General features: G+C 61.0%; 18 protein-coding genes. 14 read left to right on the top strand and 4 right to left on the bottom strand.

Annotation, left to right across the window (positions count from 1 at the left end):
• The 6 genes from ACRXB1_RS15405 to infA all read left to right on the top strand — a co-directional run.
• Positions 1-273, top strand: a 273-nt coding sequence (locus ACRXB1_RS15405; protein WP_449492463.1) for a hypothetical protein, incomplete at its 5' end; no start/stop codon positions are given.
• 88 nt (positions 274-361) lie between these two features.
• Positions 362-793 (top strand): bactofilin family protein, encoded by a 432-nt coding sequence (locus ACRXB1_RS15400; protein ID WP_062171296.1) that lies wholly within the window; start codon positions 362-364, stop codon positions 791-793.
• A 176-nt stretch (positions 794-969) separates the two neighbouring features.
• Positions 970-1947 carry a magnesium/cobalt transporter CorA gene (gene corA / locus ACRXB1_RS15395; RefSeq protein ID WP_062003183.1) on the top strand — a complete coding sequence of 326 codons (978 nt, stop codon included), beginning with the start codon at positions 970-972 and terminating at the stop codon, positions 1945-1947.
• Positions 1948-1954: 7 nt separating this feature from the next.
• Positions 1955-2278, top strand: coding sequence for a hypothetical protein (locus ACRXB1_RS15390; protein WP_449492462.1), 324 nt, complete (start codon positions 1955-1957; stop codon positions 2276-2278).
• A gap of 271 nt (positions 2279-2549) precedes the next feature.
• A complete protein-coding gene (locus tag ACRXB1_RS15385; protein ID WP_172812043.1) occupies positions 2550-2840 on the top strand; it encodes a hypothetical protein in 291 nt (96 codons plus the stop codon).
• 90 nt (positions 2841-2930) lie between these two features.
• Complete coding sequence (infA, locus tag ACRXB1_RS15380; protein WP_050382773.1) at positions 2931-3200, top strand: translation initiation factor IF-1; 270 nt, start codon at positions 2931-2933, stop codon at positions 3198-3200.
• Between the two features lie 153 nt (positions 3201-3353).
• Here infA and ACRXB1_RS15375 read toward each other — a convergent pair whose 3' ends face one another.
• Genes ACRXB1_RS15375 through zwf form a run of 3 tightly spaced genes read right to left on the bottom strand, consistent with a single transcriptional unit; the run spans position 3354 to position 6624 of the window.
• Entirely contained in the window at positions 3354-4238 is an 885-nt protein-coding gene (locus ACRXB1_RS15375; protein WP_449492461.1) for an HAD family hydrolase, read from the bottom strand.
• Complete coding sequence (locus tag ACRXB1_RS15370; protein ID WP_449492460.1) at positions 4235-5059, bottom strand: ROK family protein; 825 nt, start codon at positions 5057-5059, stop codon at positions 4235-4237. Before ACRXB1_RS15370 ends, ACRXB1_RS15375 begins: the two co-directional genes overlap by 4 nt.
• Before the next feature lie 11 nt (positions 5060-5070).
• Complete coding sequence (gene zwf / locus ACRXB1_RS15365) at positions 5071-6624, bottom strand: glucose-6-phosphate dehydrogenase (protein WP_062003186.1); 1554 nt, start codon at positions 6622-6624, stop codon at positions 5071-5073.
• Between the two features lie 207 nt (positions 6625-6831).
• Here zwf and ACRXB1_RS15360 point away from each other — a divergent pair, with 207 nt between their 5' ends.
• The 5 genes from ACRXB1_RS15360 to ACRXB1_RS15340 all read left to right on the top strand — a co-directional run bounded on the left by ACRXB1_RS15360 (position 6832) and on the right by ACRXB1_RS15340 (position 10769).
• Positions 6832-7671 carry an arylamine N-acetyltransferase family protein gene (locus ACRXB1_RS15360; protein WP_174364786.1) on the top strand — a complete coding sequence of 280 codons (840 nt, stop codon included), beginning with the start codon at positions 6832-6834 and terminating at the stop codon, positions 7669-7671.
• Between the two features lie 24 nt (positions 7672-7695).
• On the top strand, positions 7696-9399 hold the full coding sequence (locus tag ACRXB1_RS15355; protein ID WP_062171302.1) for a peptidoglycan D,D-transpeptidase FtsI family protein: 1704 nt from the start codon (positions 7696-7698) through the stop codon (positions 9397-9399).
• Between the two features lie 87 nt (positions 9400-9486).
• Positions 9487-9834 carry a hypothetical protein gene (locus tag ACRXB1_RS15350; RefSeq protein WP_062003713.1) on the top strand — a complete coding sequence of 116 codons (348 nt, stop codon included), beginning with the start codon at positions 9487-9489 and terminating at the stop codon, positions 9832-9834.
• Positions 9835-9879: 45 nt separating this feature from the next.
• Positions 9880-10158, top strand: coding sequence for a hypothetical protein (locus ACRXB1_RS15345; RefSeq protein ID WP_062171304.1), 279 nt, complete (start codon positions 9880-9882; stop codon positions 10156-10158).
• Positions 10159-10460: 302 nt separating this feature from the next.
• The gene (locus ACRXB1_RS15340; RefSeq protein ID WP_062003190.1) at positions 10461-10769 is read left to right on the top strand and encodes a hypothetical protein; all 309 of its coding nucleotides are present in this window, start codon (positions 10461-10463) and stop codon (positions 10767-10769) included.
• A 109-nt stretch (positions 10770-10878) separates the two neighbouring features.
• Here ACRXB1_RS15340 and ACRXB1_RS15335 read toward each other — a convergent pair whose 3' ends face one another.
• A complete protein-coding gene (locus ACRXB1_RS15335) occupies positions 10879-11736 on the bottom strand; it encodes a formate/nitrite transporter family protein (RefSeq protein WP_062003191.1) in 858 nt (285 codons plus the stop codon).
• Positions 11737-12010: 274 nt separating this feature from the next.
• On the opposite strand from ACRXB1_RS15335, the gene ACRXB1_RS15330 reads away from it, so the two are divergent.
• The 3 genes from ACRXB1_RS15330 to ACRXB1_RS15320 form a co-directional block, all read left to right on the top strand.
• The gene (locus tag ACRXB1_RS15330; protein ID WP_449492459.1) at positions 12011-13027 is read left to right on the top strand and encodes a fatty acid desaturase; all 1017 of its coding nucleotides are present in this window, start codon (positions 12011-12013) and stop codon (positions 13025-13027) included.
• A 16-nt stretch (positions 13028-13043) separates the two neighbouring features.
• Positions 13044-13856 carry a phosphate/phosphite/phosphonate ABC transporter substrate-binding protein gene (locus ACRXB1_RS15325; RefSeq protein ID WP_449492458.1) on the top strand — a complete coding sequence of 271 codons (813 nt, stop codon included), beginning with the start codon at positions 13044-13046 and terminating at the stop codon, positions 13854-13856.
• Between the two features lie 129 nt (positions 13857-13985).
• Positions 13986-14266, top strand: a 281-nt coding sequence (locus ACRXB1_RS15320) for an LLM class flavin-dependent oxidoreductase (protein ID WP_449492457.1), incomplete at its 3' end; no start/stop codon positions are given.

The raw sequence follows: 14266 nt of genomic DNA, 5'->3' as shown, positions 1-14266 counted from the left end.
ACGAGCGCAAAGCCTGCTGCCGCGAGCGCTGCGGCGGCAGGCTTTGCGCTCGTGACATCGCGGGAAAACAGCAAGAAAGCCGATGCCTTGTGCGCACCGCCCATGTCCGAGCGTGAAATTCGCGAACAGCTCGCAAAGGCGCAGATCGCGCTCGATCACGAGGTCGCGACGCGGCTCGTGCTGCAGCAGCAGGCAACCGACAGTGCGGCCGAAATGCATCAGATGCGCACTGATCTCGCGTTCATCAAACGCCAGCGCGACAAATCCAACTAACGCAGCATCCAGGGCTTCCAGGCGCCGGCCACGCGCCTTGCACGCGGCCAGTATCGAAATCGCAATCCAGACCAGAAAGGGGTCATCCATGTTCAAAGCAAAAAAAACCACCGGCGTCGGCCAGGCCAAGCTTGCCACGCTGATCGCACACGATGTCCAGATCGCCGGCAATCTCGAATTCAGTGACGGGCTGCGCATGGACGGACATGTCAAGGGCAACGTGACCGGGCGTCCAGGCGAGCAGACATTGCTGGTCGTCAGCGACCAGGGATCGATCACGGGCAATGTCGTGGCCTATGACATCGTGATCAACGGGACCATCAATGGCGATGTGACCGTCGAGCATTTCGTGGAACTGCAATCGAACGCGCACGTGAACGGCAACATCTATTACCAGCAACTGCGCATGGATGTCGGCGCGTCGGTGGAAGGCAAGCTCACGAAGCGTGACAACACACTGGCGCCGGTCGAGACGCCCCGGCTAAGTTCCGAGATGGCATCGGATTATTCGAACAGTTAGGCTTCACCTCGTGGCCGGCGCCGCCCGCCGGCCACCCGATGCGCGCCCTCGCCTTGGGCAGATTCGCAAATCCGCTAAGATTCACGGAAGTTCCGGCGGACGGCCTCACCACGCATCCAGTATCAGTGCGGGGTGGGCCGCGCCGGTTTCATTACCGTGTAAGAAGGGCGGACTACATGCTGGTCAATTGCGCGGCCTATCAAGATGGCCGCAAGCTCGCCGATGTCCCCATCGACGATATCTCCGCCTATCGGGATGTTCCCGACTGCTTCGTGTGGGTCGCCTTGAAAGACCCGGGTCCCGGCGAACTCGCGCACATGACGCACCAGTTCGGGCTGCATGAACTCGCGGTGGAAGATGCCCAGCACGGCCACCAGCGTCCGAAGATCGAGGAATACACGGATTCGCTGTTTTGCGTGCTCCACACGGTCGAACTCGACGCCGAGGACGAACTCGTGGTCGGCGAGATCAATGTGTTCGTGGGCCAGAACTACGTGCTCTCGGTGCGCAACCGGACGAGCCAGGGTTTCCAGGAAGTGCGCACGCGCTGCGAGCGCGAGCCGCATCTGCTCAAGCACGGCCCGGCGTTCGTGATGTACGCCCTGATCGATAACGTCGTCGACCGCTATTTCCCCATCCTGGAAGCGCTCGGATCGGAACTCGATGAACTCGAGGAGCGCATTTTCGAGCGCAATGGCTCGGCGGCGTCGCGGGTGATCATCGAAGACCTGTATTCGTTGAAGCGCCGTCTCGTCTTGCTGCAGCATCACACGGCGCCGTTGCTGGAGGCGGTCAGCAAACTCTATGGCGGCCGCGCGCCGGGCGTCTGCGACGGCATGCAGGACTATTTCCGCGATGTCTACGACCATCTGCAGCGCATTGTGAAGACCATCGAGGGACGCCGGGAAATGGTCGTCACCGCCATTCAGGTCAATCTGGGGCTGATTTCGCTGGCGGAAAGCGAGGTGACCAAACGTTTGGGGTCATTTGCTGCGCTTTTTGCGGTCCCGACCATGATTGCCGGCATCTACGGCATGAATTTCCACAAGATTCCGGAACTGGACTGGGCGTATGGCTATCCGGCGTGCATCACCGTGATGCTGCTGGTCGACATCTTCCTTTGCTGGCGGTTCCGCAAGGCGGGCTGGCTATGACGGTATAATGGATCTTTCGATGCTGCCGGAAAGCAGCGGGGCGGCGGGCGCGAATGAGCAGCATTGCTCCGAAAGCGGACGAGTGCTCAGGTCTGAGGCCACGTCCGCATTGCAGCATCGAGAGGCGGGGCCTCCGGCGACAGCAGAACTTTTTTCTGATTTGCTGTCTAATATTACACAGTGCGCCTTGGCGCAGCGTGTTCGCCACGGCAGCAGCGATCCACCCGGCATTTCAGCGCAAGTTCTGGTTGAGTGTCATCGCCCCGGCAGTGCAGGCTTCGCATCGAAACGCGGCCAGGCACTCGTCTTCAGAGTCGTCTTCAAAGTTTAAACAGCAGCGACGTCGGCGGATGGCTTAGTCCATGCGTTATATCGTGTATGACTTACGGTATTACGCGCTTTACCCCGGCGTTCTTCGACACCTACAGCCCGGCGAACGGCTGCACCCCGAGTGCGCCGTGCGCTATTTTTTGCTCGAAACCGCTGATCGACCGCGAGCGCCGAGGCGCCCGGACTGGCCGTCGGCGGGGTTGTGACGCATCGAATGCACTATTTCGATGCCCGGGCGGGCGCAATACAGGAATTCACGAAACATGAAAGAACTGGTCAAGCCGCTTAAGACGTACAAGGGTTACGAAATTCACCCGCTGATCTACCCGCGCGGAGCACGTCAAGGCGCAGCGGTTCGTGCAGCGGATACCGGTTACGAAGCATCGGTGCGTATCTGCCGCGCGCCGCCGGCTGGTGAGGAAGCCACGGGCGAAAGCCGCGTGTTCCGTATCGAGCAGGACGGAAGTTTTGAAAATGGCGGACAGGCGCGGCGGGCCTGCTTGTTGCATGCGGAAAAGCTGATCGACGGTCAGATCGACGGGCAGTCTGTTGCAGATCTGTGACTATCGGTGATTGATATCCGATAAAAGGCATCGCGGTTGCATGCTGGTCTCGCATACAATCGCATCGAACGACGAATTAAGGAGCTTTATATGGCGAAAGAAGAGTTACTCGAGCTGGACGGCATTGTTGACGAAGTGCTTCCCGATAGCCGCTACCGCGTGACGCTGGATAACGGCGTGGTCGTGGGCGCGTATGCATCGGGCCGCATGCGCAAGAATCACATCCGGATTCTTGCTGGTGACCGCGTGACGCTGGAATTGTCGGTGTATGACCTGACGAAAGGCCGGATCAACTTCCGGCACAAGGACGAGCGCGCTACCGGCGGCGGTGGACCGCGTCCGCAAATGCGTCGCCGTTAAGACCGGATGTCCGAATAAGGCACGCGTCAACGCGCGTCGTGGACTTCAGGTAACAATGCAGCAACGCCGAGAGCCAGGCTTCGTCGGCGCCGCCGCTGGATGCTGTCGGTCAGCATCGCATGGCGCCGATGTCGCTCTCCCGACTGTCTAAAACTACCCTCCCTTCCGGGCCGCGAGCAATCCGTTCACGCCCGCTGCAAAGCCGTCTTCGTCGTTTGTCGACGATACGAAGGTAGCACTTGCCTGTACCTGCGCCGACGCCTGCCCCATCACAATCGACACGCCCGCAACATCGAACATGGCGACGTCGTTCTGCATATCGCCCAGCACCGCCACGTTTTCCAGCGCCACTCCGGCAAGCTGCGCCAGTTCGCGGATGCCTTCACCCTTGTTCGCAAGCGGATGTGTGATGTCCAGGTAATAGCTTTGTGAGCGCATGGCAGTGGCACGACCCTTCAGCGTACCTGCGAACTCAGCTTCCTTGCGTTCGAGCAAGGCCGCGTTACTGGTCGACGCCACGATCTTCTCGACCGAACCCAGGTCGATGTCCTCGAACCGCTTCACCACCACCGCGTCGTATCCCACGGTCCGGCGCTCGAGCGGCACGTACTCACCGGCGGGATTCGTGATGTACCACTGGTCGTCGATAAACACCCACGCATCGATCCCGTCGCGCGCCAGGCTTTCCAGCGCGGTTTCGGCGGCATCACGCGCGAGCCAATGCGCGTTCATGGTTTTCCAGCCGGCGGGGTCCACAAGTTTGCCGCCGTTGAAAGCGGCAAACGGCGTCTTGATACCGAGCGTATCCACGATCGTGCGCATGCCCTTGCCCGGCCGGCTGCTCGCAACCGTAAAGCGCACGCCCGCGGCGCTCAGGTTGCGCACGGCTTCCTTTGCGGGCTCGCCGAGGGTTTTATCGGTGTAGAGCAGCGTGCCGTCGCAATCGGTGATCACAAGTTCGACCTTCGAGAACGCCTCCAGCGCGCGATCGGAGTCGTCCTGTGAGCGTTTGGTCAGCTTCAAACCCTTGGGCATCATTCGAATGTCCCCGGCGGCAATTGCCGCGTTTCGCGTACCGAACGCGGATGCCAGAGACGCGCGCCGCCTTCGATGCCCGCTTCGTTCGACACCACTTTCACGTTATCCGGCAAATCGAACTTGAGATTGGCCGCGTTGCCGCCGCCGATCCAGAGGCGGTCGTAGTTCACGAGCGAACTCAGGATGCCGATGACCTTTTCCACACGACGGTTCCAGCGCTTGTTACCCGCCTTGTCGCGCGCGGCATTACCGAGATATTCGTCGTACGTCTTGTTCTTGCTGACCGGATGATGCGCGAGTTCCAGATGCGGCATCAGCTCGCCATCGCGGAAAAGCGCGGTGCCGGCGCCTGTACCGAGCGTCAGCACGAGTTCGATCCCCTTTCCTTCGATAGCCGCCAATCCCTGCATCTCGGCGTCGTTGATGATGCGCACCGGCAAGTGGTGGCCGAGCTGATCCGAAAGCATTTGCGCGAGCGGGATGTTGCGCCAGCTTTCATTGCCGAGGTTCGGCGCGGTCAGCACATGGTTGTCGCGCACTACGCCAGGAAAGCCGATCGAGATATGCGTCGCCGGCAACGGCTGCATCAACGGCTCGACCAGCTTGACCAGCGTGTCCACCAGCAACTCCGGCGGGCACGGATGCGGCGTCGCGACCTTCAGGCGCTCGGTCTTCATGGTCCCGTGCGCGTCGATGATGGCCGCTTTCAGGCCCGTCCCGCCGACATCGATGGCAAGGATTCTTTCGAGGTGAGTGCGGTCTTTCGTGGCACTGCGTTTCGCCGGTGTGCTTGCCGCTGCCTTTTTTGCTGCTGTCCCCATCAGGTTTCTCCTCAGTTCTTGTCGTTGTGACCAGCATTCTTCGTGTGTTCGTCGCCAAGCGGACGCCATGCGCGGCCATCAGCCTGCAGCAGTGCGTCGGCTTCCTTGGGGCCGGCGCTTCCCGCCTCGTAGCCATGAACCGGCAACGGACCGCCTTCGGGATGCAGAACGGCGTCGACCGCCGCCCAGCTCGTCTCGATGCTGTCCGCGCGCTGGAACAGCGTTTCGTCGCCGAGCATGCAGTCGTACAGCAGCGTTTCGTAGCCTACGTTCGGTTTTTCATCGAAGAAATCGCCGTATTTGAACGACGACTGCACCGCCCCGACCTGCATCACCGGACCCGGCACCTTGACGTTGAAGTCGAAGGTCGTACCGTGTTGCGGATCGATGCGCAATGTCAGCACGTTCGGCACGAGCGTATCGACGGGTGTGTCGCGAAACAGCAGGAACGGCACGGCTTTCAGTTGAATCGATATCTCCGTGCGCCGCGCCGTCATGCGCTTGCCCGTGCGCAGGTAGAACGGTACACCGGCCCAGCGCCAGTTCTCGACATACACCCGCGCCGCCGCGTACGTTTCCGTCTGGCTGTCAGGCGCAACGTCCTTTTCCTCGCGATAACCCGGCATGCTCGCGGACTTCTCGTATTGTCCGAGCACCACGTCGCCGGCTTTCAGCGGCTGGATGGCGTCGAAGATCTCGGCTTTCTTGTCGCGGACGGCTTCGGCGTCGAAGGAATTCGGCGGTTCCATGGCGACCATGCCGAGCAACTGGAACAGGTGGTTAGGAACCATGTCGCGAAATGCGCCGGTTTGCTCGTAGAATCCGCCACGCCCTTCCACGCCGATGGTTTCCGCCGCCGTAATCTGCACGTGATCGATATATTCACGCCGGAAGATCGGCTCGAACAACGCGTTGGCAAAGCGCACGGCAAGAATGCTCTGAACGGTGTCCTTGCCGAGAAAGTGATCAATGCGATAGATCTGATTTTCCCCGGCGAACTTGAGAATGCTCTCATTCAAGTCTTTCGCCGATGCGTAGTCATGCCCAAACGGCTTTTCAATGACCACGCGCCGGAACGCTTGATCGTTTTCTTTCAGTAATCCTGCTTTGCCGAGCCGCTCGACAATGGGCTTGAAGAAGCGTGAGCTGACGGCGAGATAAAAAATGACATTTCCACTTTCACCCAAAGTCTGCTTTAGCTTGTTGAATACGTCATCCGTTTCGAACTCGCCCGCAACGTACTGCAGGCGGTCGGCAACCCAGTTCCATGCCTTTTCGTCTAGCTGGGATGTATGAAAGGCGCCGGCCTTGTCGGCGGCGAAACTCTTGAGCGATTCGGTGAGCTGGTCACGCCAGGCGCTGGTTTCGAGCTCGCCGTGATTGACACCGATGATCTTCATCTTGTCGTCGAGCAGACCGTCCGACGAGAGGTTGTACAGTGCCGGCATCAAGAGCCGCTTGGTGAGGTCGCCGGCAGCGCCGAAGATCACGAGCGTGCATGGTGGGGCAGGATGTTTGCCGGGAGCCGGCGGGGAGGACGTAGCAGTAGCAAGTGGGGTCGACATAGGGTTCTTTAAGAGAAGAGTTGAACGCACCGCCTATTAAAGACCATCTTAGCCGTCTCACAGTTCAAAATCGTGACCAATCGGCGAGCTTATGCCCGCCGCCGTATGCAATTTGTAATCAAGACTGGGCTGTGCCGGTAGAATGTCGGCACCTCGCGGCGGCACGCCCGGCCGAGTTTTTCCATCATCAGGGCAGGAGTTCCACACATGATTCAGACAGTCTCGCCGGTGCAGCTCGCCGCCTATTTCGACCGCATCGGTTATACCGGCCCGCATGAAGCGAGCGCTGAAACGCTGCATGCGCTGCACCGGCTGCACCCGCAGGCCATCCCGTTTGAAAACATCGACACGCTGCTTGGCGTCACGCCGCGGCTCGATCTCGAGTCGGTGTTCGCAAAGCTCGTGAGCGCGCGCCGCGGTGGTTATTGCTATGAACACAACCTGCTGTTTCGCGCAGTGCTGGAGACCATCGGATTCGAGACGACCGGGCTTGCAGCGCGCGTGCTCTGGGCCGATCCGGATGCCATGCTGCCGCGCACGCACATGATGCTGCTCGTGGAAACGCCGGATGAAACCTGGCTCGCCGACGTTGGTTTCGGCAGCATGACGCTCACCGCTCCCCTAGTGTTCGATAACGGCCGTGAACAGGCCACGCCGCACGAGACCTTCCGCCTCGATCTGATCGAGCGCGGCGATTTCAAGCTGCTGGTGAAGCTCGGCGAGACGTGGAAGCCCGTGTACCGGTTCGATCTCGAACCCCAGGTGCCCTCCGACTACGCCATGGCGAACCATTACGTGTCCACCCTCCCCGATTCGATCTTCGTCAATCACCTGATCGTGGCGCGCGTGATCCCGGGGCAACGCCAGACGTTGTTCGACCGGACGGTGACCCGCCGGGGCACGGCTGAAGAGCATCGCGAACTCACGTCGGCCGCCGAGCTGCGCGGCGTGCTGGAAGACACCTTTGGCATCACATTACCGACGGACGCCAAACTTGCAAGCGTGCTCGAGCACCTGGCTGCGCAAGACCCATCCGCCGCGACCTGACCCATCAAACGAGCCGACCCAAGCATGCGTAAAACCGCCAGGCGCGCTCACGAAGCGTACCGGACGCCCGTGAAGAACGCCGTCCTCGAAAGCCGGCTGCCTCAGTGGCGCTCCACTTTCATCGTCATGCTGATGTTCGCCGCGTTCGCGGCGCTGGCGGCGCGCGCGCTGTGGGTTCAGGTCGTGAACCAGGACTTTTACATCGGCGAGGGACAAAAGCGGTATCAGCGCACACTCGAACTCGCCGCCACGCGCGGGCGAATTGTCGACCGTAACGGCGCGATGCTCGCCGTGAGCCTCGCAACCTATTCCATCTGGGCGACGCCGTCGCGCTTCAGTGCCGAAACCCGGCCGCATGTCGCGCGGCTGCTCGACATGCCCGAAAAGGAACTCGCCCGCCGGCTCGGAACGGAGCGTTCGTTCGTCCTGCTAAAACGTCAGGTCGATGCCGACCAGGCGACGCGCATTGCGGAAACGGGGCTGGCGGGTGTCACGCTCGTCGCAGATACCAAGCGCTTTTATCCTGAGGGAGAGTCGGCGGCGCATATCGTCGGTTTCACCGATAACGAGGACCACGGCCAGGAAGGCGTCGAGCTCGCCGCGAACGATCGCCTCACCGGGGAACACGGTCAGCGCGAAGTGATCCGCGACCGGCTGGGGCGTGTTGTGTCGGAGATTGGCGAAGCCGAATTACCCGAGAACGGCGAGACCATCCACCTGACCATCGACCGGCGCATCCAGCAGCTCGCGCATACGCAACTGGCAGCGGCGATCAAAAAGCACAAGGCACGCGCGGGCAGCGTGGTCGTGCTGGATGCCAAGAACGGCGAGATCCTCGCGCTCGCCAACTATCCGACCTTCGACCCGAACGATCGCTCGCGCCTGACCGGCGAGCAGTTGCGCAACCGGGCGCTCACCGACACGTTCGAGCCCGGCTCGACCATCAAGCCGCTGGTCGCGGCGCTTGCCATTGATATGGGACAGGTGCGCCCCGATACCCGTATCGATACCTCGCCGGGCACCTTCAAGCTCGGTCCGAACACGATCCACGATACATCGAATCACGGCGTCATTACGGTGTCGGAGGCCGTGCAGATGTCGAGCAATATTGCGTTGACGAAGCTCTCGCTCAAGCTGCCTGCGCAGACGGTTTGGGACAAGTACCGCGAATATGGCATAGGGCAGGCGCCGGAGCTGACGTTCCCCGGTGCGGCGACGGGGCGCTTGCGCGCGTACCAGCGCTGGAGGCCTATCGAGCAGGCGACCATGGCTTACGGCTATGGCCTGTCCTTGTCGCTGTTGCAGATCGCGCAGGTTTATACGGCTTATGCTGGCACCGGTGAATTCCGCCAGTCGACGCTCGTACGCGGCAAAGCGGCACCGGAACCGGTTCAGGTCACCAAGGCCACGACGGCCGCGGCCGTGCGCAACATGCTCGAACTCGCGATGGGGCCCCGTGGCACGGGACGTGCGGCAGCGGTAGAGGGTTATCGGGTGGGCGGCAAGACCGGTACGGCGCGCAAACAGGTCGGGCGAACCTATGCTGCGAACAAGTATCGTGCGTCGTTTGTCGGAATGGCGCCCATGAGCGACCCGCAAGTGATTGTCGCGGTGATGATCGATGAACCGTCGGCAGGCTCGTATTACGGCGGGACCGTGGCAGGGCCGGTGTTTTCAGGCGTTGTCGGTGGAACCATGCAGCTTCTGGGCGTGCCGCCCGACGCCTGATGCGCTTTTACGTAAATCGTAAGGCCGCTGTGATGTAATCGGCATGACAGACCCAACGTTGCTGTGGCCGAATTTTTGAAGGACACCATGAAAAAGATTGCCTGCGCTCTCGCGCTTCCCTTGTTCTTGCTCCAGGCCTGCGGCCAGTTTCATAATGCCGACGCCGGACAACCCGAAGTCGAAACCGCCACGAACGCATCGGTCACGAGCATCGTCCAGTGCCTGACGGACGAGGCGCAAAAGCACGATGCGAAGTTCAAGAAAACACCGATTCCGCAAGGCACGATGCTCGAATTCGGCGATTCCAATGTGATCAAGGTTCGCTTCGACAACGGCGAGACTTCGTACCGGTTTTATCCGGGCGAACGGCACGTGTCAAACTTGTGGCTCGAAGGCGCGAGCAAGAAATGCGCTCCCGGAACCAACGGTTCCTGATGAGTTCGCCTTTCAAAGCCGGACAGCTAGTCAGACGAGCCGATCGTGCGGTCCACTAAAGCCATTAACGCCGTTGAACGGCTCAAGACACGCTCGGGCAATCCTCAGTACGCCGCGATCAGCCTGAGCGGCGGCCTTTTCTATCTCGTCGACCGCGCGCTCGCCGGCGAGCAAAAACTGTCCTCACCCCTGCCGCTCGACGATTTTGTCGCGTTCGTGAACGCGCTCAAGCCGGAAAAACCACGACGCGTGAGCAAGCTCGACCTTGCGATGGACGAGCAGATCAAACGCAGCGGCAAGCCGCGCGACCCAAGCACCGGGTAATCCTTACTACGCAAGCGTCGCATCACGGATACCCTTTACCGCGAAAACGTTTGCGTATTTCATCCGTAAAATTCCCGTGTTCCCCTGCGCACCCACCAGCGCGCCCAATGTGCGATTCCAGACAGTGCATGGCCGCCACACCGGGCGAGTATGCATCGACGGTCGCATCAAACCGGGGCCGCCCGACGCGCAGATAAGCGCGCAGGCGAAGGGGAAAAAAAGCCGGACGACGCACGACGGGCCTTGTCATCGAAACAGGTGGCAGCGCTCGCGGCAGTACGCCGGCAAAAACGGTGGCGCAGATGAAAAACAAACAGGGTGCAACATCAGGGGGCTTGAAAACATCGTCGCATGCGGACGCGGAACTCCAGCACATTGAACGCGCAATCGGCCAGTTGCGCGCAATGAGCCAGAAGCCGACAGGCGCGATGAACGTGGACTACTGGCGTGAACGGCTTGCTGCGGTAGGCGGTGAACACGTGCTCGTGCCGGCTCAGCGGCAACGTATCGATGCATTGCGCAAGGTTCTCGATTCGTTTTCACAGCCGCCCGGCGGTCCGGTATCCGGGGGCAAGAGATCGACCAACAGGCTTTGGGCGAAAGCGGCGTAATCACGACGCTTTCGCCATTGCGCGCAATGAGTGCGCTTTCGTTGGTCATATGTTGTTGCTTGCGAACAGCGTGCCCTGGAGGCGTGCCGCTCGCAAGCAGGCAGAAGCATCAGTCGATCTCGGGCGCAATCGCCGCGTGATTGACGATCGCCACGAGCGAGATCCCGCCGATCATATTGCCGATGAACGTCGGCAACAGGAATACGAGCAGGTAATCGCGAATGGTCGCGGCGCCCGTCATGACCGCGTACGACGTTTCCACGGACCCGGCGATCACATGCGACAGCTTGCTCACGGCGACCGTGTAGGTGATCAGCAGGATTGTCAGGAAACGGGCGGAGCGCGCGCTCGGCAGCAGCCATACCATCAGCGCGATCAGCCATCCTGCGAAGATCGCGCGGACTACGGTCACGCCGAAGCTGCCGGAGATCGGTAACTGCGCAAGCTTGCCGAGCGACCCGACGACATCGTCAGAGAACACACCGTGGATCTGCAGGATCGCGGCGAAGATGATCGTCCCGATCAGGTTGAACGACAGCACGATCGCCCATAGCCGGAACGTCTTCAACAAGGTCTTCAGATCGCGGCGCGTGAGCACGGGCAATACGGCGCTCAGGGTGCTTTCGGTGAACAATTGCTGGCGTCCGAGAATCACGATCACGAATCCGATCGTGTATCCAAACGATGCCACCAGATCGCGCCAGGGTTCATCGGGTAACGCGCTTAAAAGCGTGGCCTGCGTGAGAAACGAAAATCCTATCGATAACCCCGCCGCAAGCGCCGACCACGCCAGCGCGAAGAAGGTACGGTCCATCGAATTCTCGCCTTCCTCACGAACGATCTCGTGGATCACGAGCGCGTGCGGGGACGAATGTTCGGCGGCCTGTTCCTTTTCGTCGCTGTCGAGATGGGGAGAGTTCGACCCTGCTTCCTGATTCTTTTGTTCTGCTTCCTGCTTTTGCGGCATCGCGCGCTCCCTGCAGCGGTCGCCGGGCCATGGCCGACGTCGCGCTGTCTTGTCTTGGCCAAGTCCGGACGAACGAGCCACCCCGACCATGGTTGGGGTTGCATTGCACGAGCAGGAAAGATGCCTACTAAATCCTTACACCGTCTGAAATGTGGAGTGCGTCAACAGCGTGATAAACAGATTCATCGCATGGGAACAAGCTTAGCGGAATCGCTTGGTTTGGCCGGCGGCGACGCGACGCTAAGATCGTGGCTCGATCCGTCACCGAATTCCCATGAGTATTTACATCGACGACGCCCAACGCCGCACCATCCATCAGCTTCGCGCTTCGTGGCGCTGGCGCAGCGAATGGCCCACCTGGCTCCTGATCGTGGCCCTGTATGGCGGATGGTTTGGCACGGCGCTCAATGCACGCGCCCTTGGCGTGCCGCTCGCCGTCGGGATCCTTGCGGTGCTTTCCTGCCTTTATCTTTCGTTGCAGCACGAATTGCTGCACGGCCATCCGACCCGCTTTCCGTTGCTCAACGCGTTGTTCGGCATTGCGCCGCTCGCGGTGTGGTTTCCGTACGCGGTGTATCGCGAGTCGCATCTGCGCCATCACGACGACGTTCATCTCACAGATCCCGATCTGGATCCGGAAACCTATTTTGTATCGGCGGAACGCTGGCGCGGCGCGGGGTTCGTCGTGCGTGGCCTGCTCACGTTTCGCAACACGTTCATTGGACGCATTGTGCTCGCGCCCTGGTTTTCGATTGCATCGACGCTCGGTTCGGCAATGGTCGCAATTGCGCGTGGCAACGCCCGGATGGCTGGCGCATGGGCGCTCCATCTCGTGCTGCTCGGTCTGCTTGTCACGTGGCTCGATCGTTATTGCGGCATCAGTCCTCTCGTTTTCGTTTTCGGCGTGGGATACCCGGCGCTGGCCCTGAGCGCAATCCGCTCATTCCAGGAACACCGCGCAGCCGATAAAATCAGTGAACGCACCGTCATCAACGAAGCATCGTGGTTCTGGCGGCTGCTGTTCCTGAACAACAACTTCCACTCGGTCCATCATGATCTGCCGGGCGCGCCGTGGTTCGCGTTATCGGCGATCTATCATGACGAACGCGATGCTTACTTGCAGCGAAACGGCGGCTTTATCGTGCGGGGTTATCAGGAATGGATGGTCCGGTACGGCGTAAAACCGGTGGCGCCGGCGCTGCATCCGCTGCACGCCCGCGCCGATCAGATCGCGCTCGCCGAACTCGAAGCTGCCAAGGACGCAAAGTCCGGAGTCGCGCAAGCCGTATAAGGGACAACGAACCTGCATGAAATGGCTTGCGGCTTTACCGATGTACAACGTCACACCAACGCTCGCCGGCGACTGGCGCGTGTTGCTGGAACACGTGCGCAGTCAACTGCGGCCGTGGCTCGACGCTCGCGGCGATACGCTGGAGCTGGTCGATCCCGACACATCGCTGACCGAATTCTGGCTGCGCGACGACGTGCTCCTTACCCAGACCTGCGGTTATCCGCTGATGCACGCGCTTGACGGCCGCGTGCAGCTAGTCGCGACCCCGATTTTTTCCATCGATGGCTGCGCGAACGGGGATTATCGAAGCGTGCTGGTCGCGCGCAAGGCGGCGAGCGTGACATCGCTCGAATCCAGTCGAGGCCTGCGCGCCGCCTACAACAGCGACGACTCGAACAGCGGCATGAACCTGCTGCGCCACGCCGTTGCGCCATTCGCGAATGGCCGTGCGTTCTTCTCGTCGCTGGTCGAAACCGGAGGGCATCTGGCGTCGCTCAAAGCGCTTGCCGACGATCGTGCCGACATTGCCGCCATCGACTGCGTGACCTTCGCCTTCGTGCGCGAACATCTTCCAGCACTCGCCGATGGCGTCATCGAGATTGGCGTGACGGCCTCGTCGCCGGGCTTGCCGCTGATTGCGTCGAAGAGGGTTCCGGCGGATGGAATCGATGCGCTTCGAACCACTCTTTCCCGCGCCCTCACCCAGGATGCACCGCTGGCAACGCGCCTCAAGCTCGCTGGCTTCGCGCAGCGCCTGTTGAGCGATTATTCGGCGATCATCGATCTCGAATCCGACGCCGCGAGGCGCGGCTACCCTCGCCTCGCCTGAGGGCGGTCACGGCAGACTTTCAAGACTTTCGGCACAATCGGCATTTAGCCACGCGTTCGCGGTGCGCGTTCACGGTGTGTTTTCGTCCGCCGCACGCACAGCCGCCCGCTCGAAGTCACGGAAGCCGCAATGATCCCCTTTTCAGTTCTCGACCTCTCACCGATCCCCGTCGGATCGACCGCCGCCGATGCGTTTCAACATTCACGCGAGCTCGCCCAGCACGCCGAAAAACTCGGCTACCTGCGCTTCTGGCTGGCCGAACATCACAACATGACGGGCATCGCGAGCGCCGCGACATCGGTTGTGATCGGACACGTTGCCGCAGGCACCAGCACGATTCGCGTCGGCTCCGGCGGCGTCATGCTGCCGAACTGCTCCGCGATCACGAGCGGCGCGTGGTTCGGCAGCAA

The sequence above is a fragment of the Caballeronia sp. M23-90 genome (genome assembly GCF_053574605.1).
Note: the sequence above shows the minus strand (reverse complement) of the source record. Positions and strands in the feature narration are given on the sequence as shown.